Annotated in this window: 24 protein-coding genes and 1 pseudogene; 7 read left to right on the forward strand and 18 right to left on the reverse strand. The window is 68.9% G+C overall.

The annotated features are described in order from the left end of the window. Positions 1-11 precede the first annotated feature (11 nt). Together AC07ZS_RS11320 and AC07ZS_RS11325 are read right to left on the reverse strand one after the other, a co-directional pair. Positions 12-1,280, reverse strand: a complete 1,269-nt coding sequence (locus tag AC07ZS_RS11320) for a S1C family serine protease (RefSeq protein WP_494798699.1) — start codon at positions 1,278-1,280, stop codon at positions 12-14. Beyond that, positions 1,277-1,861, reverse strand: coding sequence for a DUF2846 domain-containing protein (locus AC07ZS_RS11325; protein WP_494798700.1), 585 nt, complete (start codon positions 1,859-1,861; stop codon positions 1,277-1,279). Before AC07ZS_RS11325 ends, AC07ZS_RS11320 begins: the two co-directional genes overlap by 4 nt. Before the next feature lie 118 nt (positions 1,862-1,979). Here AC07ZS_RS11325 and AC07ZS_RS11330 point away from each other — a divergent pair, with 118 nt between their 5' ends. Then, positions 1,980-4,253, forward strand: a complete 2,274-nt coding sequence (locus AC07ZS_RS11330) for a xanthine dehydrogenase family protein molybdopterin-binding subunit (RefSeq protein WP_494798701.1) — start codon at positions 1,980-1,982, stop codon at positions 4,251-4,253. Here AC07ZS_RS11330 and AC07ZS_RS11335 read toward each other — a convergent pair. The 5 genes from AC07ZS_RS11335 to asd all read right to left on the reverse strand — a co-directional run bounded on the left by AC07ZS_RS11335 (position 4,240) and on the right by asd (position 8,290). Further along, positions 4,240-4,941, reverse strand: a complete 702-nt coding sequence (locus AC07ZS_RS11335; protein WP_494798702.1) for an anti-sigma factor — start codon at positions 4,939-4,941, stop codon at positions 4,240-4,242. The two genes, AC07ZS_RS11330 and AC07ZS_RS11335, sit on opposite strands and share 14 nt — an antisense overlap. Further along, positions 4,938-5,504: a sigma-70 family RNA polymerase sigma factor gene (locus tag AC07ZS_RS11340; protein WP_494798703.1), complete on the reverse strand. Its 567-nt coding sequence runs from the start codon at positions 5,502-5,504 to the stop codon at positions 4,938-4,940. The genes AC07ZS_RS11335 and AC07ZS_RS11340 overlap by 4 nt, the downstream gene beginning before the upstream one ends. Before the next feature lie 60 nt (positions 5,505-5,564). Further along, positions 5,565-6,113: a DUF3455 domain-containing protein gene (locus tag AC07ZS_RS11345; RefSeq protein ID WP_494798704.1), complete on the reverse strand. Its 549-nt coding sequence runs from the start codon at positions 6,111-6,113 to the stop codon at positions 5,565-5,567. A 104-nt stretch (positions 6,114-6,217) separates the two neighbouring features. Then, positions 6,218-7,420 carry a formate-dependent phosphoribosylglycinamide formyltransferase gene (purT, locus tag AC07ZS_RS11350; protein WP_494798705.1) on the reverse strand — a complete coding sequence of 401 codons (1,203 nt, stop codon included), beginning with the start codon at positions 7,418-7,420 and terminating at the stop codon, positions 6,218-6,220. An 18-nt stretch (positions 7,421-7,438) separates the two neighbouring features. Further along, positions 7,439-8,290 carry an archaetidylserine decarboxylase gene (asd, locus tag AC07ZS_RS11355; protein WP_494798706.1) on the reverse strand — a complete coding sequence of 284 codons (852 nt, stop codon included), beginning with the start codon at positions 8,288-8,290 and terminating at the stop codon, positions 7,439-7,441. A gap of 101 nt (positions 8,291-8,391) precedes the next feature. On the opposite strand from asd, the gene AC07ZS_RS11360 reads away from it, so the two are divergent. Both AC07ZS_RS11360 and AC07ZS_RS11365 read left to right on the forward strand, forming a co-directional pair. Continuing rightward, positions 8,392-9,327 carry an ATP-binding cassette domain-containing protein gene (locus AC07ZS_RS11360; protein ID WP_494798707.1) on the forward strand — a complete coding sequence of 312 codons (936 nt, stop codon included), beginning with the start codon at positions 8,392-8,394 and terminating at the stop codon, positions 9,325-9,327. 3 nt (positions 9,328-9,330) lie between these two features. Further along, positions 9,331-10,152, forward strand: coding sequence for an ABC transporter permease (locus tag AC07ZS_RS11365; protein ID WP_494798708.1), 822 nt, complete (start codon positions 9,331-9,333; stop codon positions 10,150-10,152). 3 nt (positions 10,153-10,155) lie between these two features. On the opposite strand, the gene AC07ZS_RS11370 is transcribed toward AC07ZS_RS11365, so the two are convergent. From AC07ZS_RS11370 to AC07ZS_RS11385, 4 genes are all read right to left on the reverse strand, one after another. Next, positions 10,156-10,413, reverse strand: coding sequence for a hypothetical protein (locus tag AC07ZS_RS11370; protein ID WP_494798709.1), 258 nt, complete (start codon positions 10,411-10,413; stop codon positions 10,156-10,158). Between the two features lie 163 nt (positions 10,414-10,576). Then, complete coding sequence (locus tag AC07ZS_RS11375; RefSeq protein WP_494798710.1) at positions 10,577-11,704, reverse strand: YbdK family carboxylate-amine ligase; 1,128 nt, start codon at positions 11,702-11,704, stop codon at positions 10,577-10,579. 4 nt (positions 11,705-11,708) lie between these two features. Next, positions 11,709-12,896, reverse strand: a complete 1,188-nt coding sequence (locus tag AC07ZS_RS11380) for a cation:proton antiporter (RefSeq protein WP_494798711.1) — start codon at positions 12,894-12,896, stop codon at positions 11,709-11,711. A gap of 155 nt (positions 12,897-13,051) precedes the next feature. Continuing rightward, on the reverse strand, positions 13,052-13,930 hold the full coding sequence (locus AC07ZS_RS11385; RefSeq protein ID WP_494798712.1) for a class I SAM-dependent methyltransferase: 879 nt from the start codon (positions 13,928-13,930) through the stop codon (positions 13,052-13,054). Between the two features lie 53 nt (positions 13,931-13,983). Here AC07ZS_RS11385 and AC07ZS_RS11390 point away from each other — a divergent pair, with 53 nt between their 5' ends. From AC07ZS_RS11390 to AC07ZS_RS11405, 4 genes are all read left to right on the forward strand, one after another. Then, complete coding sequence (locus AC07ZS_RS11390; RefSeq protein WP_494798713.1) at positions 13,984-15,024, forward strand: serine/threonine protein kinase; 1,041 nt, start codon at positions 13,984-13,986, stop codon at positions 15,022-15,024. Between the two features lie 463 nt (positions 15,025-15,487). After that, positions 15,488-15,937 (forward strand): MarR family winged helix-turn-helix transcriptional regulator, encoded by a 450-nt coding sequence (locus AC07ZS_RS11395; RefSeq protein ID WP_494798714.1) that lies wholly within the window; start codon positions 15,488-15,490, stop codon positions 15,935-15,937. Between the two features lie 38 nt (positions 15,938-15,975). Beyond that, complete coding sequence (locus tag AC07ZS_RS11400; RefSeq protein ID WP_382321998.1) at positions 15,976-16,404, forward strand: organic hydroperoxide resistance protein; 429 nt, start codon at positions 15,976-15,978, stop codon at positions 16,402-16,404. A gap of 109 nt (positions 16,405-16,513) precedes the next feature. After that, a complete protein-coding gene (locus AC07ZS_RS11405; RefSeq protein WP_494798715.1) occupies positions 16,514-17,521 on the forward strand; it encodes a hypothetical protein in 1,008 nt (335 codons plus the stop codon). A 25-nt stretch (positions 17,522-17,546) separates the two neighbouring features. On the opposite strand, the pseudogene AC07ZS_RS11410 reads toward AC07ZS_RS11405, so the two are convergent. From AC07ZS_RS11410 to AC07ZS_RS11440, 7 genes and pseudogenes are all read right to left on the reverse strand, one after another. Then, positions 17,547-17,876 (reverse strand): annotated as a pseudogene (locus tag AC07ZS_RS11410) (hypothetical protein); the annotation flags it as partial. A gap of 92 nt (positions 17,877-17,968) precedes the next feature. Further along, the gene (locus tag AC07ZS_RS11415) at positions 17,969-18,922 is read right to left on the reverse strand and encodes a response regulator (protein ID WP_494798716.1); all 954 of its coding nucleotides are present in this window, start codon (positions 18,920-18,922) and stop codon (positions 17,969-17,971) included. Between the two features lie 25 nt (positions 18,923-18,947). Continuing rightward, a complete protein-coding gene (locus AC07ZS_RS11420) occupies positions 18,948-20,129 on the reverse strand; it encodes a hybrid sensor histidine kinase/response regulator (RefSeq protein ID WP_494798717.1) in 1,182 nt (393 codons plus the stop codon). Continuing rightward, complete coding sequence (locus AC07ZS_RS11425; RefSeq protein ID WP_494798723.1) at positions 20,126-21,451, reverse strand: sensor histidine kinase; 1,326 nt, start codon at positions 21,449-21,451, stop codon at positions 20,126-20,128. Before AC07ZS_RS11425 ends, AC07ZS_RS11420 begins: the two co-directional genes overlap by 4 nt. Next, complete coding sequence (locus AC07ZS_RS11430; RefSeq protein ID WP_494798718.1) at positions 21,444-22,874, reverse strand: class I SAM-dependent methyltransferase; 1,431 nt, start codon at positions 22,872-22,874, stop codon at positions 21,444-21,446. Before AC07ZS_RS11430 ends, AC07ZS_RS11425 begins: the two co-directional genes overlap by 8 nt. A gap of 114 nt (positions 22,875-22,988) precedes the next feature. Continuing rightward, positions 22,989-24,851, reverse strand: coding sequence for a molecular chaperone HtpG (gene htpG / locus AC07ZS_RS11435; RefSeq protein ID WP_494798719.1), 1,863 nt, complete (start codon positions 24,849-24,851; stop codon positions 22,989-22,991). A gap of 82 nt (positions 24,852-24,933) precedes the next feature. Continuing rightward, the gene (locus AC07ZS_RS11440) at positions 24,934-26,199 is read right to left on the reverse strand and encodes an esterase/lipase family protein (RefSeq protein ID WP_494798720.1); all 1,266 of its coding nucleotides are present in this window, start codon (positions 26,197-26,199) and stop codon (positions 24,934-24,936) included. Positions 26,200-26,259: the final 60 nt, after the last annotated feature.

A 26,259-nucleotide genomic window follows, 5' to 3' on the forward strand; every position in this document is an offset into this window, starting at 1 on the left:
CGCGCCGCGCCTCAGGAACGGCCGGCGCGCACCAGCTCCAGGGTTTCGTTGACGCGGGTGCTGCCCGCCGCAGCGGCACCGGTTCCGAATTCGACATTGAAACGGACCACGCGCATCAAGGCTGGCGCGTACCAGACCGTGGCGCGGTAGGGCACGATGAAATGGAAGAGGCCGAAGACCCGGCCATGCCAGCCCTGCAGGTTGATGCGCACCGTGTCGTACTCGACCTCGCCCACGCGCAGCTGCTGTCCGGGCGCGGCCACGGCCGTCAGATCGTAGGTGGCCGGCTGGCTCTGCCAGCTGGCCTTGACGTTGAGCTTGCGCACGCCGCTCATCACCTGCCCCCCGGGCGCCCAGCCTCCTGGCGGCGTCACCATGTCGAGTTCGACCAGCGCGTGCGACTGGGAATCCAGCGGCTTGCCATCTGGCGCCTCCACGCGCGCGCCGCCATTGAACACGACCCGGTCGGCCGTCACGCGGTCCACCCGCAGGTTCACGGCCTGCTTCAGTTGCGTGTAGTGGTCGGTGATGACGTACTCGAACCAGTCACCCGACTGCCGCTGCGCGGCCAATTCCATCGGGGGCGGGGGTGCGGCGGGCGCTGCGGGCACGCTGGGTGCCGTGGGGCCCGCGCCAGCGGCACGCTGTTCCAGCATGCGGCGGCCGCGCTCGGGCACGTCGGCCACCCGGTAGGCCGGCACCGCCAGGTTGAGGTTCTGCGACTCGCGCCGCATGAAGGTGGTGATGCCGATCAGCCGCCCCTCGGCGTCGAACAGCCCGCCCCCGCTCGACCCTGGCGAGATCGGGGCCGAGGTCTGGATGAACATCAGCTGCCCGTTGGCATCGCGGCGCAGGCCCGACAACAGCCCGTCGCTGAGCGTGGTCTCCATGCCCTGGGGCGTGCCGATGGCGAACACCCGCATGCCCACGCGCAGTTTGTCCATCTCAGCCAGCTCCACCGCGGGCGCGGTGAAGTTGTCCACGCGAAGCTGGCAGAGGTCGTTCTCGGGATCGGGAAACTCCAGCCGGCCGGTGTAGCTCACGTTGGCCTTCATCACCTGGATGCGGTTCATGCGCGCGAGCACATGGCAGTTGGTGACCAGGCGCCCCGGGCCGACCACCACCGCACTGCCCTGCGACAGGTTGCGCCCCTGGGCATCCGACGCCATCACGGTCCAGACGCTGGGCTCCAGCCGGGCGAAGAGCGCATCGGGTTCGAGCGCGGCGGCCGGTGCGCTCAGCCAGCAACCCGCGAGAAGCGTCCACAGGCGGCGGCTCATCGCGCGGCCGTCCCACCCGAAGGGGGCAACAGCATCTCCAGATCGGCCATGCTCACACCCACCCTGCGCGCGGGGCTTTCCACGGGGCGTGGCGCCGTGGCGGTGGTGGTTGCACCGGCCCGCGGGTCCGGCAGGGGCGATGTGCCGGTGAACCGCAGCGAGGACAGGTCGGCCAGCGCCGTGGACTCGGGCCGCACGTTCAGATTCACCCGCCCCACCAGCAAGCCAAATCCCATGCTGGACGCCACGTAAACGGTCTGGCCAGCCACCAGGTCGAACTCCAGCCGCGCCTCGACTTCGGTCTGCGAGGTCGCCAGATGGCGCCCGGGCTGGGTGTCCACGTAGAAGAAGCCCCCGGGCTGCGAACGCCCCACCACCTGACCGTCGAGGCGGATCTCGGGCTGGATCGCCGCGCCCATCATCGACGCGTCGCGGTAGAAAAAGACCCGGCAGGCGTTCCCCTGCAACGGCGGAATCGCGCTGGCCATCTCCTCATAGCGGAATCCGCCGGTGGCGCATCCCGACAGCAACACCACGGCCCAACCGGCCCACACACAGGCCCACCGCCGAATCCATCCCATCACCACCTCCCATGGCTTGTTCCGATCGATGTTACCCGGATGTAACAAGACGAACGCATGGGACTTTCACCAGCCCAGGCCCCCGGGTATGCTGCGCCGACCCCCTTTCAGGACCCCCATGGCCACCACCCGACGCAAGTTCCTCCTCGGCACCCTCGCCGCCAGCGGTGCGCTGGTGCTGGGCTGGTCGGTGCTGCCGCCGCGCCAGCGCCTCACCACGGCCCAGCCGCTGCCGACGGGCGCGAACGAGTCGGCCCTCAATGGCTGGGTGAAGATCGACGCCGAAGGCGGCGTCACCGTGATGCTGGCCAAGAGCGAGATGGGCCAGGGCGTGGCCACCTCGCTGTGCATGCTGCTGGCCGACGAGCTGGACGCCGACTGGTCGCGCGTGCGCTTCGAGGCCTCGCCCATCGACAAGATCTACAACAACATCGCCACCGTGGTCGACGGCCTGCCGGTGCACCCGGACACCGAGAGCCGGGTGCTGGACGCGGCGCGCTGGATGGCGGCCAAGGCCATGCGCGAGATCGGCGTGATGATGACCGGCGGCTCGTCCAGCGTGAAAGACCTGTGGCTGCCGATGCGCGAGGCCGGGGCCTCGGCGCGCGAGATGCTGGTGAACGCAGCGGCCCGTCAATGGGGCGTGGCCCCGGACACCTGCCGCACCGAAAACGGCGAGGTGCTCGGCCCGGCCGGGCAGCGCGCGGGCTACGGCAGCCTGGCCGTCGCGGCCGCGCAGCAGCGCCTGCCGCGCTCGCCCACGCTCAAGGCGCCCGCGCAGTTCAAACTGATCGGCCGGCCCACGAACCGCATCGAAGCCGCCAGCAAGACCGACGGCAGCGCGCGCTTCGGCATCGACGCGCGGCCCGAGGGCCTGCTGCACGCCAGCGTGCAGATGTGCCGCACCCTGCGCGGCCGCGCCGTCCGCTTCGATGCGGCCGCCGCCCAGGCCATGCCCGGCGTGCGCACGGTGGTGCCGTTCGAGCCGCTGAACGGCGGCACCGGCGGCGTGGCCGTGATCGCCGACCACCCCTGGCGCGCCAAGCAGGCGGCCGAGGCGCTGAAGATCGAATGGGACGCGGGCGAACTCGCGAGCTTCCACAGCGCCGAAGCCCTGGAGCAGCTCGCGCGCACGCTGGACACCGACAAGGGCTTTGCCTTCTTCACCGAGGGCGACGTGGACGCGGCCATGGCCGGCGCGGTGCGCGCCATCGAGGCGGAGTACCGCGCGCCCTACCTCGCCCACGCCACCATGGAGCCCATGAACTGCACGGTGCGCTACGACGGCGACCGCGCCACAGTCTGGGTCTCGACCCAGGTGCCCGGCCTGGCGCGCAAGGCCGCCGCCAACGCGCTCGGCCTGCCCGCCGAAGCGGTGACCGTGCACGTGATGCTGCTCGGTGGCGGTTTCGGCCGGCGGCTGGAGGTGGACTTCATCGCCCAGGCCGCCACCATCGCCAAGGCCGTGCCCGGCGCGCCGGTGCAGACGCTGTGGTCGCGCGAACAGGACATGCGCCACGACATCTACCGCCCGGCCTGCGTCTCGCGCTTCAAGGCCGGCTTCGATGCCCAGGGCCAGCTCGTGGCCTGGCAGAACACCAGCGCGGGCCAGGCCATCGTGCCGCAGGTGCTGGGCCGCCTGTTCGGCCTGCCCGGCGGCGGGCCGGACAAGACCACCTCGGAAGGCGCGTTCGACCAGCCCTACGAATGGCCGGCCGCGCGCATCGCACACGCCGCCGTCGCCCTGCCCTTGCAGGTCGGCTTCTGGCGCTCGGTGGGCCATTCGCACCAGGCCTTCTTCAAGGAAAGTTTCGTCGACGAGGCCGCGCACGCCGCGGGCGCCGACCCGCTGGCGTTCCGCGAACGGCTGCTGCAGCGCCACCCCCGGCACCTCGCGGTGCTGCAGGCGGCGGCCAGGGCCGGCGGCTGGGGCACGGCCTCACCGCCTGCGCCCGACGGCGCCAAGACCGCGCGCGGCATCGCGCTGCACGAGTCCTTCGGCAGCATCGTCGCGCAGGTGGCCGAGGTCTCGCTGGCGGCCGACCAGGCGATCCGCGTGCACCGCGTGTGGTGCGCCATCGACTGCGGCACGGCGGTCAACCCGGCTGGCATCGTGCAGCAGATGGAGAGCGCCATCGTCTACGGCCTCTCGGCGGCCCTGTACGGCCAGGTGGACATCGTCAACGGCCAGGTGCAGGCCGGCAACTTCCACGACCAACCGGTGCTGCGTTTCCACGAAATGCCGGCGGTCGAGGTGCTGATCGTGCCCAGCAGCGCGCCGCCCGAAGGCGTGGGCGAGCCGGGCCTGCCGCCCATCGCACCGGCGGTGGCCAACGCGCTGTTCGCGCTGACCGGCCGGCGCCAGCGCAGCCTGCCGCTCAGGTCAGCTTGACCGCACGCCCGATGTAGAGGATCGGCCCGGTCGGGCGGCCGGTGGGCGAGCCGTTGTAGGGCTCCAGCGTGATCTCGAACAGCTGGTTGGGCACCAGCGGCGGCAGTTGATCGAGCTTCACCTCCAGCGGCTGGCCCGGCTGCACCAGGCCCAGCGAGACCGGTGCGTTCCAGCCGTCGGCCTTGGTCCAGAACTGCAGCGAGCGCTGATCGGGCACGGCCGTGGTGCCCAGCGGCACCAGGCGCAAGGTGTTGGCGCCGCTGGTCTGCACCACCCAGCCCGGGGCGGTGCCGTTGGGCGCGACCAGCACCACCATGTACTGCGGCGCGGCGGGGGCGAACAGGCCGGTGGACGGCAGCAGCGCGACCACCGACGCGGCAACGAAACCGGTGGCGGCCACCGCGCGCCAGAAACCGAGGCTGCTCCACCAGGTCTGCCACGCGCTGGCCTGGGCCGGGGCACGCCGGGGCGCGATGCCGCGTTCGATGCGCGCCCACAACGCGGGCGAGGGCTCCACCGCCTCGACCAGCGCGGTCAGCGGCAGCAGGCGGCCTTCCCAGCCGTCGACCGCATCGCGCAAGGCCGCATCGGTGGGCAGGCGCGACTGCACCTCGCGCCGGCGTTCGGCCGACAGCGTGCCCAGCACGTAGGCCGAGGCCAGTTCGTCGATCGGATCGTGCGCGGTCATGCCAGGCACTCCCGCAACGACGCCAGTCCCCGGCGGATCCAGGCCTTGACCGAGCCCAGCGGCGCGCCCAGGCGCTCGGCGATCTCGCCGTGGGTGCAACCGTCCAGGTAGGCGTAGAGCACGCAGTTGCGCTTGGGCGTGTCCAGGCGGGCCAGGCAGTCGTCGAGCCGGCCCAGGTCGGCGCGCAGCGCAAAGGCCTCGGCCATGTCGGGGGCGGCGGGCGGATCGACGGCCTGCAGCGCGTCCAGCTGGTCTTCGTCGGCCGACACGGTGCGCGCACCGGCCCGCACGGCATCGAGCGCGCGGTGGCGCACGATGCCGTACATCCACCCCCGGCCCGCACCGCGGCGGGCGTCAAAGGTGTCGGCGCGGGTCCAGATGTTCATGAAAGCGTCGTGCAACACGTCTTCGGCGGTGGCGCGGTCGCGCACGATGCGCAGCGCCACCCCCAGCAGGTACCGACCTTCGTGCTCGTACAGGCGGCGCAGGGCCGCACGATCGCCCCGCGCACAGGCGGCCAGGGCGGCATCGTGGTCGAAAGCGTCGGGCTCGGGTGGAGGCAAGGGCGGTGCTCGCAAGTGCGGGGGCTGCCGGCCATCCTAGCCGACGGCAGCCCCGCCCGCTCAGGAGGCCTTGTAGAAAATGTAGTCGGCCTGGTACTGCACGACCTGTTTCGCGCCCACGTTGGCGGCGCCGCAGGCGGAATTCGGGGCCACACCACCCTTGGTGGCCACGCGCTGGGTGTAGGTCACGCCGTTGAGGGCGCCCATGCCCATGGCCGGGTTGGCCTTCACGAGCTGCAGCGGGATGTTGCCGTCGCCATTGGGTGCCACGGCGACCTGGGTGGCGGTGAACTTGGAACCGTCCATGGCTTCCCAGGTGGCGGGCGGGCCGTAGTACTTGCCGACCTGCTTGCCGCTGCGGTCCATCAGCTTGGCGTCGGGGCCGCCGAAGACCCATTCGTGCTGGCCAGGCATGTTGGCCTTGACCTTGCATTCGTAGGTGATCTGGCCGACGCCCACGGTTTCCCAGGCGACCTTGTGGCCGGCGGGCACCTTCACCGCGTCGGGCAGGCTGGCCTGCGAATACATCATGGCGGGCGAGCCCATCTGGGACGCGCAGGCGGTCAGGGCGAGCGCGGCGGCGGCAACGAGGGTGGATTTGAACAGCATGGCAGAACTCCTGGGGTTGGGTTGTGGGCAGCAGCGCCAAACAGCGCCACTGCTTCCACTACGCGCCAACCGGCGTTCTGGATGCAGCCCGGTGCAAAAAAATTTCAGGCCCGGCGCGGCCGGACCTTGGAAGCCGCCAGCTTGGCCTGGGTGCGGGCACGCTCCACGTCGGCGTCGAAAGCCAGCGCCACGCCCATGCGGCGCTTGGTGAAGCTCTCGGGCTTGCCGAACAGGCGCAGCTCGGTCTGCGGCACCTGCAGGGCCTCGTCCACGCCGTCGAAGGCGATGCCCGTGGCCTCCACACCGCCGTAGATGACGGCGCTGGCACCCGGGCTCTTGAGCGTGGTGGAAACCGGCAGACCCAGGATGGCGCGCGCATGCAGCTCGAACTCGTTCTGCCACTGCGTGATCATGGTGACCATGCCGGTGTCGTGCGGGCGCGGGCTGACCTCGCTGAACCAGACCTGGTCGCCCTTGACGAACAGCTCCACGCCGAACAGGCCCTGGCCACCGAGGTCGTCGGTCACGGCCTGGGCGATGCGGCGCGACTCGGCCAGTGCCTTGGGCGTCATGGGGTGCGGCTGCCAGCTCTCCACGTAGTCGCCGCTCACCTGCACGTGGCCGATCGGGTCGCAGAAGTGCGTCTCGATGCCGCCGTCGGCACCCCGGGCGCGCACGGTGAGCTGGGTGATCTCGTAGTCGAAATCGATGAAGCCTTCCACGATGATGCGGCCCGGGCCGACGCGCCCGCCCGACATCGCGTACTCCCACGCGGTCTTCACGTCGGCCGGGCCGTCGATCTTGCTCTGGCCCTTGCCGCTGCTGCTCATCACCGGCTTGACGATGCAGGGATAACCGATGCCGCCATCGATGGCGGCCTGCAGCTCGTCCAGCGAATCGCAGAACTTGTAGGGGCTGGTGGGCAGGCCCAGGGTCTCGGCGGCCAGGCGGCGGATGCCCTCGCGGTCCATGGTCAGGCGCGCGGCGCGCGCCGTGGGGATCACGCGCACCACGCCGGCGGCTTCGAGCTCCTGCAACATAGGCGTGGCGATGGCCTCGATCTCGGGCACCACCAGGTGCGGCCGCTCGGCCTCGATCAGCGCCTTGAGCTGCGCCGGGTCGCTCATGGTGATGGTGCGCGCGTGGTGCGCCACCTGCTGGCCCGGGGCGTTCTCGTAGCGGTCCACCGCGATGGTCTCCACGCCCAGGCGCTGCAAGGCGATCAGCACCTCCTTGCCGAGCTCGCCCGAGCCCAGCAGCATGACCCGGGTGGCCGAAGGAGACAGAGGGGTACCGAGCGTGGTCATGAAAACTCCAGAAAAGAATCAGAGGGACTGGCCCATGGCCTCGCCCAGGCGCACGGCGTTGCCGGGGGCCCAGTCGGGGTTGAAGGCGATGGTGTCGCGCGGCCACAGCAGCACCACGGTCGAGCCGAGCAGGAAGCGGCCCATTTCCTCGCCGCGCTGCAGGTGCAGCGGGCTGTCGTCGTAGGACCACTCGCGCACCGTGCCCGGGCGCGGCGGGTTGACCACGCCGTGCCAGGTGGTGGCCATGCTGCCCACGATGGTCGCACCCACCAGCACCTGCACGAAGGGCACGGTGGTCTCGCCCACCTGCAGGTCGAACACGCAGACCACGCGCTCGTTGCGCGCGAACAGGCCGGGCACGCCCTGGGCCGTGGCCGGGTTGACCGAGAACAGGTCGCCCGGCACATGGATCATGCGGCGCAGCGTGGCCGCCGCCGGCATGTGGATGCGGTGGTAGTCCCGGGGGCTGAGGTAGATGGTGGCGAAGGCGCCGTCGTCGAACTGGGCGGCCAAAGCGGCGTCACCGCCCACCAGCGCGCGCGTGCTGTAGGTGTGGCCCTTGGCCTGGTAGATCTGGTCGCGCGCGATCGCGCCGAACTGGCTGATCGCGCCGTCCACCGGGCAGACGAAGGCCGCGTCCGCCAGGGGGCGGGCGTCGGCGCGCAGCGCGCGGGTGAAGAATTCGTTGAAGCTGGCGTAGGCCTGCGGGTCGGGGTTCGCGGCCTCGGCCATGTTCACGCCGTACTTGCGGATGAAGCGGCGGATGATCCACTGCGTGATGCCGCCCCAGCGGCCGTTGGCGACCCAGCCCCCAAACACAGTGAGTGCGCGCTTCGGGAAAACGTATTGCAGGGCAACGGCGAATGACATGGGTGGGCAGGACGGTGACGGGGACAAGACCCTCGCGGGCAGCCCCGCATTGTAGGGGCCGGCCCCAGGCGCGGCGGTGCGAGCGGGCACAATGCCGGCACATGAAAGACGCCCTGTTCGAATGCCAACACCTGGTCAAACGCTACGGCGAGAGCACCGTGGTGAACGACCTGAGTTTTGCCATCGGCCCCGGTGAATGCCTGGGCGTGATCGGGCCCAACGGCGCGGGCAAGACCACCACCATCCGCATGTGCCTGGGCCTGACCGCGCCCGACGCCGGCACCATCACCGCCTTCGGCCAGGACATGCCACGCGACGCGCTGGCCATCAAGGCCCAGCTGGGCGTGGTGAGCCAGATGGACACGTTGGACCCGGACTTCGACTGCGCCGAGAACCTGCTGGTGTACGGCCGCTACTTCGGGCTGCCGGCGGCCACCGTCCGCGAACGCATCCCGAAGCTGCTCGAATTCGCCGCGCTCTCGCACAAGGCCCAGGCCAAGCCCGGCGAGCTCTCGGGCGGCATGAAGCGGCGCCTCTCGCTGGCGCGCGCGCTGGTCAACGACCCGCGCCTGCTGATGCTCGACGAGCCCACCACCGGCCTGGACCCGCAGGCCCGCCACCTGATGTGGGAGCGGCTGCAGATGCTGCTGCAGCAGGGCAAGAGCATCCTGCTGACCACCCACTTCATGGACGAGGCCGAGCGCCTGTGTTCGCGCTTGCTGGTGCTGGACCACGGCCGCAAGATCGCCGAGGGCCGGCCGCGCGAACTGATCGCGCAGCACCTGGAGCCCGACGTGGTCGAGGTCTACGGCAACGGCGCGCTGGCGCTGGCCCATGGCGAAGCGCATGCGGCATTGCGCGCGCTCGCCGCGCGGGTGGAAGTGAGCGGCGAGACCGTGTTCTTCTACACCGCCCAGGCCCTGCCGCTGCTGGCCGCGCTGGGCGAGCACCACCACCTGCGCACGCTGCACCGGCCTGCCAACCTGGAAGACCTCTTTCTCAAGCTCACGGGTCGCCAGATCCGCGAGGACGGCTGATCCATGAGCACCACCCACACCCCCTCCCCCTGGTCACCGCCGCGCCTGTCCATGCGCTGGTGGCCGGTTTTTTTGCGCAACCTGCTGGTCTGGCGCAAGCTCGCCATCCCCAGCCTGGTGGGCAACATCGCCGAGCCGCTGATGTGGCTGGTCGCCTTCGGCTACGGCATGGGCGCGCTGGTGGGCCAGGTCAACCTGGGCACGCCGCAAGGCAGCGTGGCCGTGCCCTACATCCTGTTCCTGGCCAGCGGCAGCATCTGCATGAGCGCGATGAACGCGGCCAGCTTCGAGGCGCTTTACTCGGCCTTCTCGCGCATGCACGTGCAGAAAACCTGGGACGGCATCATGAACGCGCCGGTGAGCCTGGACGACGTGGTGCTGGCGGAAATGCTGTGGGCGGGCTTCAAGGCCCTGTTCACGGTGACGGCCATCCTGGGCGTGATGCTCGCGCTGGGCATCAGCCATTCCCCCAAGCTGCTGCTGGCCTGGCCGGTGCTGCTGGGGGTGGGCATCACGTTCTCGTGCATCGCCCTGGTGTTCAACGCCTTGGCCAAGGGCTACGACTTCTTCACCTACTACTTCACCCTGTTCCTCACCCCCATGATGTTCCTCTCGGGGGTGTTCTTTCCGCGCGAGCAGTTGCCCGGGGTGGTGCGTCAGATCTCGGACTGGCTGCCGCTGACCAACGCGGTGGAACTGGTGCGTCCGCTGTTCATGGATCAATGGCCCACGCAGGCCTGGCTCCATGCCAGCGTGCTGCTGGCTTACACCGTGGCAGCGTTCTGGCTCGCCCTCGCGCTCACGCGCAAAAGGTTTGCCAAGTAGACCTCAGTGAACGGCGCGCAGCGCAGGCTGGGCGTCGCTGTACAGCTCGCTGCCGGTGTCGATGAAGTCTTCGGCTTCGATCACGGCGTCGAACTCGCGAGCGGCGGTGTCGAAGATCTTGGGAATCAGGGGTTTGTCCAGCGGGCGGCAGATGCGGCCGCGGATGCCGCGCAGCGTGGCGCTGGTCTCCATGGCGCTGATCACGGCTTCCGGATCGAGCATCAGGACGAAGGGGTTGAGGCGAGTGGCGGTGGTGGACATGGGGGACTCCCTGGGGTCGGTTTGATCAGTGACAAATGAGCTGTCGATGAAACAAACTGTACCGGCGCCCCCCTGGAACGTTAAGTCGGCGCCCTGCCATTCGCGCTGTAGGAAGTTCGCTGACAGCGCGTGCTCGCCCCCTACAGACCGTCCGTGAACTGCGTCACGAACGGGCGCTGCGCAGGGCTTCCACGCTGGCGCGCACCACCGACTGCACGCTGCCGCTTTCCTTGAACTGGTTGCGCAGGAAGGTCGCGTGGTTGCCCACGCGGCCGGCGGTGCGCTCGATCTCGTCGAGCGCCGCCAGCGAATTCAGCGCCACCCCGTGCGGCGTGAGGTGGCGCAGCGTGGCGAGGATGTCCTCGCGGATGCTGATCTGCTCGCGCGTCTTGGGGTTGACCATCATGCCGTCCAGGCCGAAGCGGCAGGCCTGGAAGCGGTTGTAGGTGTAGACGAGGTAGTCGTCTTCTTCCGGCGGCAGCTCGCGCCGCTCCAGCAGGTGGCGGCACAGCGCCTGCAGGTAGCACGCCAGCCCCGCCGCGCGCTCCACGGTGAGCGGCGTGTCGCACACGCGCAGTTCGATGGTGCCGTACTCGGGCTTGGGCCGGATGTCCCAGTAGAAGTCCTTCATGGACTTGACCACGCCCGTGCTCTCCATCTTGGTGAAGTACACGTCGGTGAACTCTTCCCAGCTCAGCACGAAAGGCGCGCGGCCGCTGAGCGGGAAGGCGAACACCGAGTTCAGGCGCGCCGAGTCGAACAACGTGTCCACTCCCTGGGAGAACGGCGACGAGGCCGACAGCGCGATGAAGTGCGGCACGTAGCGGTTGAGCGAGTGCAGCAGGAACAGCGCCTCGTCGGCGCTGGAGCAGCCGATGTGCACATGCTGGCCGAACACGGTGAACTGTTTGGCCAGGTAGCCGTACAGCCCCGAGAGCTGCTCGAAGCGCGGCTTGGAGAAGATGCGCTGCTCGAACCAGCGCTGGAACGGGTGCGTGCCGCCGCCCGAGAGCTCGATGTTGAGGCGGTCGCCCGCGCTCACCAGCGTGTCGCGGATCTGCTGCAGTTGCGCAAGCAGGGGGCCGTGCTCGCGCTGCACGTCGGTCGCGATCTCGATCATGCTCTGCGTCATCTCGGGCGTGACCACACCCGGAAACGGCTTGCGGCGCAACAGCTCCAGCAGGTCGTTGGCACTGCTGGAGAGGTCGAGGTCGTAGGTGTTGACGAGCTGCAGTTCGAGCTCGACGCCCATGGTCAGCGAGTCGGAGGCCTTGAAGGTTTCGAGAGGCATGGCGTTATCCCTTCGTCACATGGGTTTCGTGCGCGGCCAGCAGCGCGCGCTGCGTGACCACCGGGCCCAGCAGTTCCTGCAGCAGCATCATCCCGGCCATGACCGAGAGCACCTCCACCGCCGGGGCGAAGCCATACAGGCGGCTCTGCTCGATCAGCAGGATGGCGAAGGCCGACATGGGCGTGAGCGCCAGGCCGGTGAGCAGGCCCTTGCGCTCGGTGATGCCCGAGAGCCGGGCCGCCACCAGGTTGCAACCGACCTTGGAGGCCGTGCGGACCAGGATGAGCAGCAGGCCCAGCAACATGCCGGTGCCCACGTCGGCCCAATCGAGCAGCGAGGCGATGTAGACGAACAGGAAGATCGACAGCAGGTCGCCGGCGGTGCCGAAGTCGCGCTGCGCGTTGGTCAGGTGCACGCGGCGTTCGCGCGCCACGATGCCGAAGGTGAGCGCAGCCAGCAGCGGCGAGAGCTTGAGGCCGTAGGCCGCCGTGGTCAGCAGCAGCACCGACAGCGCGAACACCACGGTGACGCCGCGCTCGTGCGTGTTGCGCAGGCGCAGCAACCAGGGCACGGCCACACCGAGCAGGCCGCCCACGGCCACCGAGGTGCCCACCTGGTGGATGCTGCCGAAGGCCGCGAGCACCAGGTCGCCCGAGGTGCTCAGGTACCAGTAGCCCACCACCAGCTTGAGCGCGAGCACCGACACCATGCAGTTGATCGCGCACAGGTGCAGCACGCGCTCCGTCACCTGGCCGGCGCTGCGCAGTTCGTTGGCCACGCGCACGATGCCGGCCGGCGAGGCCGAGATCGAAAGCGCCGCGATGATGAGCCGCAGGTCCGTGGCGAGGTTGAACCAGCCGCTGACCCAGTAGATCACGCCGAAGGTGACGATGGACTCGATCAAACCCAGCACGAGCACCCAGGGGTTGTGGCGGAACCAGCGCAGGTTGATGCGGTAACCCAGCTCGAACAGCACGAGCGAGAGCGCCACGTTGGCCAAGAACGGCAGCCCCGGCACATCGGTCGTGAGACCGGGCAGGTTGACCAGCCCGCCGACCAGCCCCACCGCCACGTAGCTGGTGACGCGCGGGATGTGCCAGACCTCGTGCGCGCGCTCGGCGATGAACCAGGCAAGCAGCAGCACCAGGGGCCAGGCGATGGACTGGAGCAGAAAACTGTAATCGGTAACCATGGGTAAAACTCCTGGGCGAGAGTTTGATGAACGAATGCCGCAAAGCGTGTAGGACACGCGCTGAAAACATCAAGAGGCCCGGCAATCAGCGAAAGCTGAACGGAGCGCCGCGAACACGGCAGCAGGAATGCCGGGTGTGGGAGGGCGAGAAGCGGTCAGGCCGCGAAGCGCTGCGTGAGTTCTTGCAGCTGAAGCTCGTCGAGCACCTGCTGCAAACGCTGCCGGGCACGCGCTTGCGTGCCATGGCGGTCCGAGTCCATTCTACGGGCCAGGATCAATTCGTTCTTGAGCGAGTGTTCCCACCCCACGAGCTCGGTGACGGTGACGGTGTAGCCATGGGCTTCGAGCTGCAGGCAGCGCAGCACGTTGGTGATCTGGCTGCCGAACTCGCGCGTGTGCAGCGGGTGGCGCCACAGCTCGGCCAGCGGCGTGCGCGAGAGGCTCAGCGCCTTGTGCTTGCGCATCACGCCCGCCACCTCGGCCTGGCAACACGGCACCAGCACCATGTGGCGCGCCTGCTTGGTGAGGCCGAACTGGATGGCGTCGTCGGTGGCGGTGTCGCAGGCGTGCAGCGCGGTCACAACGTCGATCGTGGGCGGCAGGGCCGGGTGGCTCAGGGCCTGCTGCACGGTGGTGGCGAGAAAGTCCATGCGCTCGAAACCGAGCCGGGCGGCGAGCGCCTGCGATTTCTCCACCAGCTCGCTGCGGGTCTCCACACCGGTCACGCGACCCACCGGCTTGTCCTTGAAGAACAGGTCGTACAGGATGAAGCCCAGGTAGGACTTGCCTGCGCCATGGTCGGCCAGCGTCACGTCGCCGCGCGCGTCCAGCACCTCGGCCAGCAGGGGTTCGATGAACTGCACCAGGTGATACACCTGTTTGAGCTTGCGCCGCGTATCCTGGTTGAGCTTGCCCTCGCGCGTGAGGATGTGCAGCTCCTGGAGCAGCGCGACGGACTGGCCCGGCCGCAGTTCGGGCAGCTGTTCCTGCAGTGTGGGCACGGGCCGTCCCGCGTTCGCCTTGTGTTTCGACATGGGTCGATCATAGGCGCAGGCTTTTCGCCCCGGGCCAACGGCGACAATCGCGCATGGTTTCCAACAACGACAGCACCCATCCCTACAGCGCCCTCACCCCCGATCGGGTGCAGGACGCGCTGGCCCACATCGGCCTGTGGGGCGACGGGCGCCTGAGCGCGCTCAACAGTTTCGAGAACCGCGTGTACCAGATCCATCTGGAAGCACCGGTGGAGGGCGTGGACCAGGTGGTGGCGAAGTTCTACCGCCCCGGGCGCTGGAGCGATGCGCAGATCGCCGAAGAGCATGCCTTTGCGGAGGAGCTGGTGGCGGCCGAGATTCCGGCGGTACCACCCTTGCGCGTGCAGGGCGAGACGCTGCACCACTTCGGCGGTTTCACCTTCGCGGTGAGCCCGCGCCGGGGTGGGCGCCGACCCGAGCTGGACAATTTTGAGGTGCTGGAGTGGATCGGCCGTTTTCTGGCGCGCATCCACACGGTGGGCGCGCAACGGCCGTTTGCGGTCCGCCCGGCGCTGGATGCCGCGGCCTTTGCGCACGAGCCGCGCGACTGGCTGATGGAGCACGCGGCGATCGCGCCGGAGGTGCGCAGTGCCTGGGCGGCCGCGCTGGAGGAGGCGCTGGCCTTGATCGAGGCGCACCCGGTGCTGCGGCCGGGCGCGGTGGTGGATGAGGACGGCATTCAGCGCATCCGCCTGCATGGCGATTGCCACCCGGGCAACATCCTCTGGACACCCGAAGGCCAACCCGGTGCCGGCCCACATTTCGTGGACCTCGACGACGCGCGCATGGGGCCGGCGGTGCAGGATCTGTGGATGCTGCTCTCGGGCGACCGGCGCCAGCAGATGCAGCAGCTGGGCGCGCTGGTGGATGGCTATGAGCAGTTCCGCCCCTTCGACCGCCGTGAGCTGGCCTTGATCGAAACTCTGCGCACCTTGCGTTTGATTCACTACAGCGCGTGGATCGCGCGGCGTTGGGACGATCCTGCGTTCCCCATCAACTTTCCCTGGTTCGGCAGCCGCGACTATTGGCAGGGGCAGGTGGACATGCTGGTGGAGCAGATCGAAGAGATGCAGGGTGAGCCGTTGATGGCCTGAGTTTCTTGCTCGGTTCTGTTGCTGGCGGAGACCTCGCGCCAGGACGGTGGGGGTACCCGCGTTCTCCGGCCCTGCTCGCGGGCGTCTGCCCGGGCTCGCAACCACCCTCGCATCAACACCCAACTGGCCCACCCGCTCTGTGGCAACCGCGAATGGGGGCCTGCGCCCGCGGATACCCCCACCATCCTGTAAAGCAATGCAGGCACGCAAGCCTGGTGTGCCGGCAACTCGCTGGGGCGGATGGAGTGGGTGCGCGGGCGCAGGCCCCCATTCGCGGTTGCCACAGAGGGCGAGTGCCAGCACCGGATTGACGAAGTGGTTTGGGCCTGCCGGGGCAGACGCCCGCGAGCAGGGCCGGAGAACGGGCACCCACTCCAGCCGACCTCACCAACAACCTCACATCCAAAATGGTTGTTCAAAATTCAATTGCACACAATCAAATAAAAACCTACAGTCCACCCTCATGAACAAGCCCAGCCTCTCCAGCGACCAGGCCCTCAAGCTCGACCACCAGTTGTGCTTCGCGCTCTACTCCGCCTCGCTGGCCATGACCAAGCTCTACAAGCCCCTGCTCGAAGAGATGGGCCTCACCTACCCCCAATACCTCGCCATGCTCGTGCTGTGGGAAACCGACGGCGTGACCGTGTCCGAACTCGGCGAACGCCTGTACCTCGACTCCGGCACCCTCACCCCCCTGCTCAAACGGCTCGAAGCCGCCGACCTCGTGACCCGCCTGCGCGACGTGCAGGACGAACGCCGCGTGCTCATCCGCCTCACCGCCGCCGGCCGCAAACTCAAGGCCCGCGCCGCCCGCATCCCCGGCTGCGTGCTGCAAGCCACCCAGTGCGACGTCTCCGAAGTCATGACCCTCACACGCCAGGTGCAAACCCTGCGCGACCGCCTCACCGCTTGATCGATCCCCAACCCCTTTTTCAACCCAGGAGCCACACCATGCCCACCTCCCTCGACAAAGTCCTCTACACCGCCCGCGCCCACACCACCGGCGGCCGCGACGGTGCCTCGCGCAGCGACGACGGCCTGCTCGACGTGAAGCTCTCGCCGCCCAAGGCCATGGGCGGTGCCGGCAACGCCACCAACCCCGAGCAACTCTTCGCCGCCGGCTACTCCGCCTGCTTCATGGGCGCGCTCAAGCACGTCGCCGGCATGAAGAAGGTCGCCGTGCCCGCCGACGCCTCCATCGACGCCGAAGTGGACATCGGCCCGATCCCGGCCGGCTTCGGCATCGCCGCTCGCCTGGCCGTCAGCCTGCCCGGCGTGGACCGCGCCGTGGCCCAGGACCTCGTGGACACCGCCCACAAGGTGTGCCCCTACTCCAACGCCACGCGCGGCAACATCGACGTGACCATCACGCTGAAGTAAGCCCCCAGGCCGCCCCGCTCGAAGGCCCGCCGGCGCACGCCGACGGGCCTTTTTCGTGCGCGAACCGCGGCGCATAAACTTTCACCCCACACTTTCTGAAGGCGTCGGATTGATCACGCGAGCGCTCGGCAACCTGTCCGCCACCACCGGGCTCCGCCCCCTGGGCCTGTCCCTCCCCCGACTGGGCACCGACCTGAACCGGCTGCTCGCCACCCCGTCGGGCTTGCGACCCCGCAGCGTGCGGGACTTCCTTCAGACCCACCTCGACACCCTGCACGACATCGAGACCCACGGCGCCTCGATCGAGGACCGCGGCCTCGCGGCCGGCTGGCTGAGATTCGCCGCCATGTTCGACCGCCTATCCCCCATGCTGCGCGAGTCGACCACCGCGCCACGGGAACTGGGTGACCTCTGGTCACCCTCCACGCTGGACGCCATCGACCAGGACGTCCAGGCGCTTCTGCAGAAGCATCCGCACTGCGCCGGCCTGCTGGCGGACGACGCCCGGCGCTGGTGGCAACTCGGGCTCTTGCCCGGCGCCACGCCCGACACGCACCTGACGCGCGACGACCTGCGGGCCCTCGTCATGCACACGCACGCGCGCCATCCGTTCTTCGAGCTGCACGGCTTCGCGCAACGGGTGAAGTGGTCCGGGCTCGGAGCCCTCTCGGCGTGGTTCGCCCCCAACCTGATCGGACTGCGCGCCGCGCACGACAAGCTGGCCTTGAACGGCTTCGGCACCCAGCGGACCCTTCGCAAGGGTTTGCACGACGGCCCCGAAACCGATGCCCTGATTCACCGGCTCAGGCGCCACGGCGCCGTCTACATGCCCATGAGCTCCTGGGGCGACACGACGTACAGCTTCGTCGAGAAGAACGGCTACTCCTGTGTGCTCGAAAGCGAGGTACCCGCCGTGGACGTGACGCTGTTCGGTGCGGCCTTTCTGCACCAGGAACCCTCACCGTCTTACAAGGAGTACCTGGTGGCGGAGGGGCTGATGGCGCTCGGGCAGGTCGATCGGTCGTTCACACCCGGCGGTGGGCTGCATCCGGCCTTCGGCAAGCCATTCGACGTGTTCAAGGTGAAGCGCCTGGGCGGCAACTTCACGGGCCCCTAGCGGCCGACGGGTCTCAGTTGCGGTCGTGCGGGTCGTGGATCACCGTGCTGGTGCCCACCCCGACACCCACGCTGGCCCCGCTGTTGCCGATGCGGGTGCTCGTGCCCACCCCGGCACCGGCGCTGACCTGCCCGCGCTGGTTCACACCCACCCCGACGCCGACCGGCCCGACACCGGTGCTCACGCCGGCGCTCACGCCCCCGGTGCCCGCGCCCACGCCGATGGAGAACGGGCCGATGGGCACGCCCACGCCGATCCCCACGCCCATGGAGCCGCAGCCCGCCAGCAGGGCGGCACCGGCCAGCAGCAGGCCGGTGGCGGCACGGGAAAGAGAGTGGGGGGACAGGCGGGTCATGACAGAGCTCCTCGAAAACGCAGCAGGTTCCATTGTGAGCGCTCGCCCACGCAAAAGTGCCCCGGGAATGCAACCTTTCGTCACAGCACGGCTCAGGCGGCCACGCCCGGGCTGAGGCGCTCGATCGCGTCGGCCAGCCAGTCGGTCGGTAACGTGGCCGCCTCCGCCGCCCGCACCACCCAGCCGCCGTCGGCCGCGTCTGCTTCGGCCAGCCCGCCCTGCCAGAGCAGCCAGGCCAGCCAGGCGCACTGGGGCGCCGTCGGCCATTCGCCCACCGGCAGGGACAGCAGGGCGGTGAACGCCTTGCCGTCCGCCAGCCGCACCCGATCCCCCTGCAGCTCGCCTTCCAGCGCCTGGGCCAGCACCGCCAGTGCGCCGGCTCCGTCGCGCCGGGGACCGAACTCCCGCAGCCAGTGGCGCAGGTGGGCCGCGATGGCCGCGCCGCGCTGGGCTTCGGCCTGCATCAGGTCCGCATGGTCCCAGCGATGCCAGTCGATCGCCGGCTCGGTGTTGCCCACGCGCAGCGCAGCCTGGGCAAAACGGTGCAAGGCCTGCTCCTGGTCGTCGTCGCTGTGCACCGCCGCGCCGATCATCAGCAGGGCCGACAGGCGGCTGCCCAGCAACTGACCCTGCTGGGCCATCATCCGGTCGCGCATCAGGCTGTCCCGCTCGCTGCGCAGTTCGGCCAGTTCGAGCGCGTTCTTCAGGTCCGCGCGCAGGCTCTCCAGCTCCCAGGGCTTGTTGATGTAGCGGTAGATCTCGCCGGTGTTGATGGCCTCGATGGCGTCACCCAGCTCCGAATACGCGGTGGTGAGCATGCGCACCACCCCCGGGTAGTACTGGCGGGCGTGGCGCAGCAACTCGTTGCCGTACTCGCCCGGCATGCGCTGGTCGCACACCAGCACCGCGATCTCGGCCCCGTATTTCGCCAGCATCGAGCGCCCCTCTTCCACCGAGCCGGCGGTCAGCACCGGTGCCAGCGGGCTCACCAGACGCTCGAAGTACTTCAGGGCCATGGCCTCGTCGTCAACGTACAAAATTTTCACGGGCTTCACGGATTCTCCTGAATGGTCATTGCGCGAAAGGGAAATAGAGGGAGACGGTGGCGCCCTGGCCCGGCTCGGACCGCACGGTGATGGAGCCCCCCAGGGAGGTCATCACGCGGCGGCAGAACACCAGCCCCATGCCGCTGCCCCCGGTGCTGGCGCGGGTGGTCAGGGGTTCGTGGGTCAGGCGACCCAACACCTCGGCCGGAATGCCGGGGCCGTTGTCGCGCACCTGGATGGCGGCCTGCACCGGCAGGCCTGGCGCAGGGGCTTCGCGCAACAGCACGACGTGCACGTTCGGCTGCGCCGGCGGGTTCGGGCGCAGCGCCAGCACCGCGTTCTTGACCAGGGTGCAGAGCACGAGGTAGAGCAGGTCGCGGCGGCCGGGCAGCACGAAATCGTCGCCCAGGTCGCTGGTGAGCCATTGCGCTTCGTCGTGGTCGAACGGGTATTCCTCGCGCACCGCCTGCACCAGATCGCTGGCGCGCAGGCTGGGCGCGCTGTCGGGCTGGTAGGCGTCGCGCGCGGTCTGCACGAAGGTCGACACCAGCGACTGCGCGTACTCCGCGCGGCGCTGCGCCGCCTCGATCATGAACAGCACGTCGCCCGGCTTCTGCTCCTGGATGTGCGCCACACCGCTGTCCGCCTCGGCGGGGTCGCGGTGCCGTGCGCGCATGGCCGACAGGTAGCCCTGCACCGTGGCCAGCGGCGTGGTGACCTCGTGCGCCAGAAAGCCCAGGGTTTCGCGCAGAGTGGCGGCACGCCGCTCGATCAGGGCCCGCTCGCGCGCGCGCTCCTGGCTGGACTGCAGCGCTTCGCGCAGCGACTGCCGGGTCAGCGCCTCATCCAGCGGTTTCTCGAGGATCTTTTCCACATGGCCCTGGTTGACGGCGGACATCGCCATGTCCTTGTCGGCAAAGGCCGAGACCAGCAGCCTGGCCACGTGCGGGAACTGCTGACGGACTTCGGCGAGCAGCGAGACGCCGTCGCGCTGCGGCATGGCGTAGTCGGTGAGCAGCACGGCCACCTCGTGCCCGCGCTGTGTCAGCACGGCCAGGGCCTCGTCCGCGCTGCTGGCCGTGAACACCACGAACTCGTTGCCGTACAGGCGGGAAAACCATTTGCAGGCCTGCAGCTCGTCGTCCACCATCAGGATGGCGTGGGCGCCCAGCGGGCCGCGCGTCACAGAGGCTGAATCCGGCTTCATTCGGGCCTCGGCAGGTCAAAGGTGAACTCGGTCCAGCTGCCCTGCTCGCTCTCCACCGCCAGCGTGCCGCCGTGCCGCTGCACGATGCCGTAGCTCACGCTCAGGCCCAGCCCGAGGCCGGCGCCCACGTCGCGGGTGGTGAAGAAGGGCTCGAACACGCGCGTGAGGTTGTCCGGGGCGATGCCCGAGCCGTTGTCGCGCACCGACACGCCCACGCGCTGCGCGCCCTCCGTGACCGTCACCGCGATGCGGGGCTGCTCGCGCTTGGCCACCTGCAGGGCCAGCGCGGCGTTGCTCAGCAGGTTGATCAGCACGCCGATGATGGCCGGCTCGTCGCCCAGCACGTGGCTGTCCTGGGGCAGCGAAACGGCGACATCGATGCCCTTGAGCTCGTAGCCCGCCAGGCGCACGGCCGAACGCACCGCGTTCTCCAGCAGGAAGGAGCGCATGCTGTCCTGGCCGGGCTTCTGGTAGGCGAAGGTCTTGAGGTCGGTGACGATGTTCTGGATGCGCTGCATGCCTTCGCGGGCGTCGATCAGGCTCTCCTTGAGCATCTCGTCGTCCTGCACCCCCTTGCAGGTCAGGCCCATGTTGATCGCCATCAGGCTGTAGTTCACCGGGTTGTTGAGCTCGTGCAGCAGGCCGGCCGAAAGCGTGCCGATGGCGGCCATCTTCTCGCGCTGCAGCAGTTGGCCCTTGACCTCGGCCAGCGTGTTGTTGATGTCGCGCAGCGAGGCGTTCTTCTCGGACACCTCGTGCTGCAACTGGAACAGCCGCAGGCGGGCCCGCTCGTTGAACCAGGTGCAGACCGCGCTGGCGCCGGCGGAGAACAGGATGAACAGCGAGTTCGTCACCATGCGCGGCGTGTTGTCGGCCGTGTCGGGGTGCAGGGCACAGGCCACCACGTAGAGCACCAGCGTGACGACGCCAAAGCCGATGCCTTCGAAGAAACTGATCGGCAGGATGATGCCGACCGCGTACAGCGCCAGGTGCAGGCCCACGAAATAGATCGACTGCGCGCCATCGGTCTCGTAGATCATGAAGGCGATCATGATCTGCGGCAGCAGCAGCCAGAGCATGGTGAGCGAGCGCACGTTCTCGCGGCCGAACGGGGTGAACAGCAGGCGCAGGATCCCCAGCGTGAGCAGCACCACCAGCACGCGCAGCAGCGTGAACTCGAGCAGGCGCTCCGGGTACGAGAAGTAGTCCAGCCCGAAACCCGCGAGCACCAGCACGATGGACGTGATGCTGCCCGCCTTGCTGTACGCCAGGCGGAAGTCCGAGAGCTGCCGCTCGTAAGGTGAGCTCGGCCGGTCAACCATTTTCAAGCGCCATGGCCTTGAGATTCGCGTTGACCACCACCTCCGCGAAGATGTTGACCCCCGTGGCGTCGGTGTACATGATCGCGGGCGCGTTCACCTCTTCCATCACGGACTGCATCTGCTTCTCGTCGCGGTAGATCAGGTGCCATTCCAGCAGGTGCTCCATGCCGTAGCGCTCCGGGTTGTCGGCGTGCACGTTGGTGACCAGCAGATGGGCGCCCGGGTTGCTGCGCGAGAGGAAGTAGCGGATCAGCCGCGAGCAGACCTTGTCGGACAGGTAGTCGAACAGGCCGGCGCAGTAGACGAAGTCGAAGCCTTCGCCGTCGAGCGGCGCGGAGTCGCGCACCGCCCGCTTGAGCAGCTCGTGCACCGATTCGTTGACGTACTCCACCTGCACCTTCACCTGGTGCTGCTGCGCGGCCTCGTCGATCTTCTGGCGCGTGTAGTTCAGGGTTTCCTGACTGAAGTCCATCAGGGTGAACTGCAGGCGCGAAAGGTCTTCGCCGCTGGCGATGAGCTTCTGGATTTCCACGCCCGGGCCGCAACCGACGTTGAGGATGCGCACCGGCCGGCCCTTGCTGGCGGCACTGGCCACGGCCTTCTTGAGGAACTCGACCAGGATGTCGATGCGGTTGCGGTGCGCCACGGCGACCGCCGCGCGCAGGAACATCGCGTTGACGAGCTGGATGTAGGTGCTGCTGCCCTGGCGCGGGTCGCCCAGGATCTGGTTGACCATCTCGTAGTCGCCCGCATAGCCCAGCGGCTTGGCGAAGGTGCGGTAGACGAAGGGCGCGCGCAGCACCAGGGGGTGCAGCGCCGTCTGCGCGTAGGCGCGGTGCAGCAGCGAGTCCTCCACCGGCAGGCGGGAGGCTTCGTCTTCCAGCCGCACCAGGAATTCCTTGCCCTTGACCATCAGCGGCTCGGCGATGGCACCGAACACGTCGTCGGTCAGGCGCCCGTCGGGCATGCGGGGCAGGGAGTCCACCATGTCGGCCTGGTCGATCCAGCGCGCCGTCTCGGAGAGGAAGGCGCGGAACTCGCTGATGGTGACCTGGTAGCTCTGCCGGATCTTGAAGCGCGACTCCCAGTCGGCCACGAAACGGGCCGCCTCGTCGCGCACCTGGTTGACGTTGCCCCGGATCGCGTTGAGGTCGGACCACTCGTCGATCAGCGCCACCGAGATCACCGCCATCAGGCCGGTGTTGAGCAGGCTCACCACCACCGCCTTGCCCTTGTAGATGATGCGGTCACCTGACCGGATGGTCAGATCGCTGAGCACCTCGCTCACCTGCACGATGGAGTACGGGTTGTAGATCTCCATCACCAGCGAACGCCGCTGCAGGCTGGTGAGGGTGCCGCGCGCGCTCTCCCCCTGGCTGTTGCGGAAGGTGACGACGTGATCGAATGGACGCTGTAGGTACACGTTGTGGCCGGTGGATCAGGTGGATGGGACAGGTGCGGTGCACTGCGCCCTTGGAGACTCCCCGGCCCCGAGTGTAGTCAACCGCAAGAGGCACTAGGGAGGGGGGTATCGACCTCAGACCAGAAGGCTGTTGACCCGCTTCACATAGGCCGCCGGATCGTCGGGCAGACCGCCCTCGGCCAGCAGGGCCTGATCGAACAGGATGTGGGCCAGGTCGTCGAAATGCGCGCTGCCTTCGAGCTTCTTCACCAGCGCGTGCTCGGCGTTCACCTCCAGGATCGGGCGCACCTCGGGCGCGGGCTGACCGGCCTGCTTGAGCATGCGGGCCAGTTGCGTGGAGTAGTCGCCGTCCTCCACCACCAGGCAGGCCGGAGAATCGACCAGGCGCGAGGTGACGCGCACGTCCTTGGCCTTGTCCTTGAGGCTTTCCTTGAGGCGCTCCAGCACCGGCTTGAAGGTCTCGGCGGCGGCTTCAGCGGCCTTCTTCTCTTCCTCGTCCTGCAGCGAGCCCAGGTCCACCGCGCCCTTGGCCACGCTCTGCAGCGGCGTGCCATCGAACTCGTGCAGGAAGGACAGCGCCCACTCGTCCACGCGGTCCGTCATCAGCAGCACCTCGATGCCCTTCTTGCGGAACACCTCCAGCTGCGGGCTGTTCTGCGCCGCCGCGCGGTTGTCGGCGGTGATGTAGTAGATCGCGGCCTGGCCCTCCTTCATGCGGGCCTTGTAGTCGGCCAGCGCGGTGAGATCGGTGCCCTGGGTGCTGGCAAAGCGCAGCAGCTTCGCGAGCTTGTCGCGGTTGGCGAAGTCCTCGCCCAGGCCTTCCTTGAGCACGGCGCCGAACTCGGCGTAGAAGCGCGTGTACTTCTCGCCGTCCTTGCTCAGCTCGTCCAGCAGGGCCAGCACGCGGCGGGTGTTGCCCTCGCGGATCGCCTTCACGTCGCGGCTTTCCTGCAGCAACTCGCGGCTCACGTTGAGCGGCAGGTCGGCCGAATCCACCACCCCCTTGACCCAGCGCAGGTACGAGGGCATCAGCGCCTCGGCCTCGTCCATGATGAAGACGCGCCGCACGTAGAGCTTGATGCCGGCCTTGCGGTCGCGGTTCCAGAGGTCCTGCGGGGCCTTGGCCGGGATGTAGAGCAGCTGGGTGTACTCGGTGCTGCCTTCCACGCGGTTGTGGCTCCAGGCCAGCGGCGCTTCGGTGTCGTAGCTCAGGTTCTTGTAGAACTCGGCGTACTGCTCATCGCTCACGTCCTTCTTGCTGCGCGCCCACAGCGCGTTGGCCGAATTCACGGCCTCCCATTCGTCGAGCAGCACCTGCTCACTCTTCTCGGCGTCCCACTCCTCCTTCTGCATCAGGATGGGCAGGCTGATGTGGTCCGAGTAGCGGCCGATGATGGACTTGAGCTTCCAACGGTCGAGGTAGTCGCTGGCGTCGTCGCGCAGGTGCAGGATCACGCTGGTGCCGCGCGCGGTGCGCTCGATGGTCTCGACCTCGAAATCGCCCGTGCCGCCACTCGTCCAGCGCACGCCCTCGGCCGCCGGCAGGCCGGCGCGGCGCGATTCCACGGAGATCTTGTCGGCCACGATGAAGCCCGAATAGAAGCCGACCCCGAACTGGCCGATGAGCTGGGCGTCCTGCTTCTGGTCGCCCGAGAGGCGGCTCATGAAGTCCTTGGTGCCGCTCTTGGCGATGGTGCCCAGGTGGTCGATCGCCTCCTGCGCGCTCATGCCGATGCCGTTGTCCGTGATGGTGATGGTGCGCGCCTCGCGGTCGAAGGCCACGCGCACGTCGAGGTTGGGCGCGTCCTCGAACAGGGCGGCGTTGTTGAGCGCCTCGAAGCGCAGCTTGTCGCAGGCGTCCGACGCGTTGGAGACCAGTTCGCGCAGGAAGATGTCGGGGTTGGAATAGAGCGAGTGCGTGACCAGGTGCAGCAGTTGTGCCACTTCGGCCTGGAAGGACAGGGTTTGTTTGCTCATGGGAGTCGGCTGACGTGAAAACGAAGGGAACGCGCTCCGGGGAGCGCAACGCGAGGCGGAATTATGGGCTGGCCGCCGGATTTCAAGCACCGACCGCGGCCGGCGCCAGCCAGGCCTGCAACTGCCCGGCCACCACCGGGCTGGACAGCAGCTCCAGATGGCCCGTGCGGTAGACCGTGCGCTGGCTCTCACGCGCAAACACCAGCCGGCGCCCCGGATCGTCATGCTGGCCCAGCGCGCTGCGCAGCGGCACCAGGCCGTCGCCGGTCAGGCGCTCGGCCAGCAGGCCGCGCTGAGGCGCCAGTGTGGCGGCGACGGTGAAGCAGGCCACGCCTTCGGGCAGGGGCAGGGGTTCGCGGTGGTCGGCACCGGAGCCGAAGCGCTCACGGCCCTGCCAGTCGGCGTCGCGCACATGGCCGTGCCGCAGGTCGGTGATGCCGGCGCTGCGCAACTGGCCCAGGCGCGAGAAAGGGGCGGTGAAAGGGGTCGCGGCCAACAGCACGTCCACCCCGTGGCCCGCGCGCTCCAGCGGCGCGCCATGGTGCGGCGTGCCCAGGAACACCAGGTGCCGCAGCAGCCGCCGCCAGCGGTGGTCGGCCTGCCGGCCATCTTCGCAGGCCGCGCGCGCCACCAGCCCGCCCATGCTGTGGCCGATCAGGGTGATGGTCTGCAGCGGCACCGGCCATTGCGCCGCCAGCCCTTCCAGCTGGCGCGCGAACTCGCGGCCGTTGCTGGAAATGTGCAGGCCGCTGTTGTAGCGCAGGTAGACCGGTGTGGCGCCCAGGGCCTGCGCCAGGAAGGCGCCGTGATCGTGGCCGTTGCGTTGCCATTGCACGTCGTTCATGCACAGGCCGTGCAGCAGCACGATCAGGTGCGGCGAGGCGGGTGCCAGCCGCTCGTGCAGCAGCGGCCTGTTTTCCAGCGGCAGGCGCCGGCCCGCGTGGCGCAGCTCCATCGCCTGCGCCAGCGGGTTGCCCGTCTCCTGCAGCCGATCCCCCAGCACACCGTTGAGCGCAGCCAGCACGGCCTCGCGGCCGGGCGAGGGCTCGGGGTGGCGCGTCGGGTCGTCCACCATGGGCAGCAGGGTCGCCAGCGCGCTGTCCAGCGCGTGGCCCACCAGCTGGGTGACACCGCGGATGCCCTGGTAGATCTGACCGGTCAGGCCGCCGGTGCGGCCGGGCTCGCTGCCGGCAGGCAGGCCCAGACGGGTGCGCACCGCCTGGTGCACGCCCTCGGCCACACCGATCGCGCCGGTGGTGGCCTGCGTGACGAGTTGCGCCGCGGCCTTCAGGTCGGCCGGGCGCACGTGGCGCAGCAGCGCCTCGCGGGTGGGCTTGAGCGGGGTCATGGGCCATTGTGGCCCCTGGAAGACGGAACGTGTGTGACAGGATGCGTGCCCCCGCCCCCC

Source organism: Hydrogenophaga sp. GW456-12-10-14-TSB4, assembly GCF_059424305.1.

Bases quoted from the DNA above. Each gene is read 5' to 3' on its own strand.
- AC07ZS_RS11320 (WP_494798699.1), bottom strand. From the start codon at position 1,280: ATGAGCCGCCGCCTGTGGACGCTTCTCGCGGGTTGCTGGCTGAGCGCA.
- AC07ZS_RS11325 (WP_494798700.1), bottom strand. From the start codon at position 1,861: ATGGGATGGATTCGGCGGTGGGCCTGTGTGTGGGCCGGTTGGGCCGTG.
- AC07ZS_RS11330 (WP_494798701.1), top strand. From the start codon at position 1,980: ATGGCCACCACCCGACGCAAGTTCCTCCTCGGCACCCTCGCCGCCAGC.
- AC07ZS_RS11335 (WP_494798702.1), bottom strand. From the start codon at position 4,941: ATGACCGCGCACGATCCGATCGACGAACTGGCCTCGGCCTACGTGCTG.
- AC07ZS_RS11345 (WP_494798704.1), bottom strand. From the start codon at position 6,113: ATGCTGTTCAAATCCACCCTCGTTGCCGCCGCCGCGCTCGCCCTGACC.
- purT (WP_494798705.1), bottom strand. From the start codon at position 7,420: ATGACCACGCTCGGTACCCCTCTGTCTCCTTCGGCCACCCGGGTCATG.
- asd (WP_494798706.1), bottom strand. From the start codon at position 8,290: ATGTCATTCGCCGTTGCCCTGCAATACGTTTTCCCGAAGCGCGCACTC.
- AC07ZS_RS11360 (WP_494798707.1), top strand. From the start codon at position 8,392: ATGAAAGACGCCCTGTTCGAATGCCAACACCTGGTCAAACGCTACGGC.
- AC07ZS_RS11365 (WP_494798708.1), top strand. From the start codon at position 9,331: ATGAGCACCACCCACACCCCCTCCCCCTGGTCACCGCCGCGCCTGTCC.
- AC07ZS_RS11370 (WP_494798709.1), bottom strand. From the start codon at position 10,413: ATGTCCACCACCGCCACTCGCCTCAACCCCTTCGTCCTGATGCTCGAT.
- AC07ZS_RS11375 (WP_494798710.1), bottom strand. From the start codon at position 11,704: ATGCCTCTCGAAACCTTCAAGGCCTCCGACTCGCTGACCATGGGCGTC.
- AC07ZS_RS11380 (WP_494798711.1), bottom strand. From the start codon at position 12,896: ATGGTTACCGATTACAGTTTTCTGCTCCAGTCCATCGCCTGGCCCCTG.
- AC07ZS_RS11385 (WP_494798712.1), bottom strand. From the start codon at position 13,930: ATGTCGAAACACAAGGCGAACGCGGGACGGCCCGTGCCCACACTGCAG.
- AC07ZS_RS11390 (WP_494798713.1), top strand. From the start codon at position 13,984: ATGGTTTCCAACAACGACAGCACCCATCCCTACAGCGCCCTCACCCCC.
- AC07ZS_RS11395 (WP_494798714.1), top strand. From the start codon at position 15,488: ATGAACAAGCCCAGCCTCTCCAGCGACCAGGCCCTCAAGCTCGACCAC.
- AC07ZS_RS11400 (WP_382321998.1), top strand. From the start codon at position 15,976: ATGCCCACCTCCCTCGACAAAGTCCTCTACACCGCCCGCGCCCACACC.
- AC07ZS_RS11420 (WP_494798717.1), bottom strand. From the start codon at position 20,129: ATGAAGCCGGATTCAGCCTCTGTGACGCGCGGCCCGCTGGGCGCCCAC.
- AC07ZS_RS11425 (WP_494798723.1), bottom strand. From the start codon at position 21,451: ATGGTTGACCGGCCGAGCTCACCTTACGAGCGGCAGCTCTCGGACTTC.
- htpG (WP_494798719.1), bottom strand. From the start codon at position 24,851: ATGAGCAAACAAACCCTGTCCTTCCAGGCCGAAGTGGCACAACTGCTG.
- AC07ZS_RS11440 (WP_494798720.1), bottom strand. From the start codon at position 26,199: ATGACCCCGCTCAAGCCCACCCGCGAGGCGCTGCTGCGCCACGTGCGC.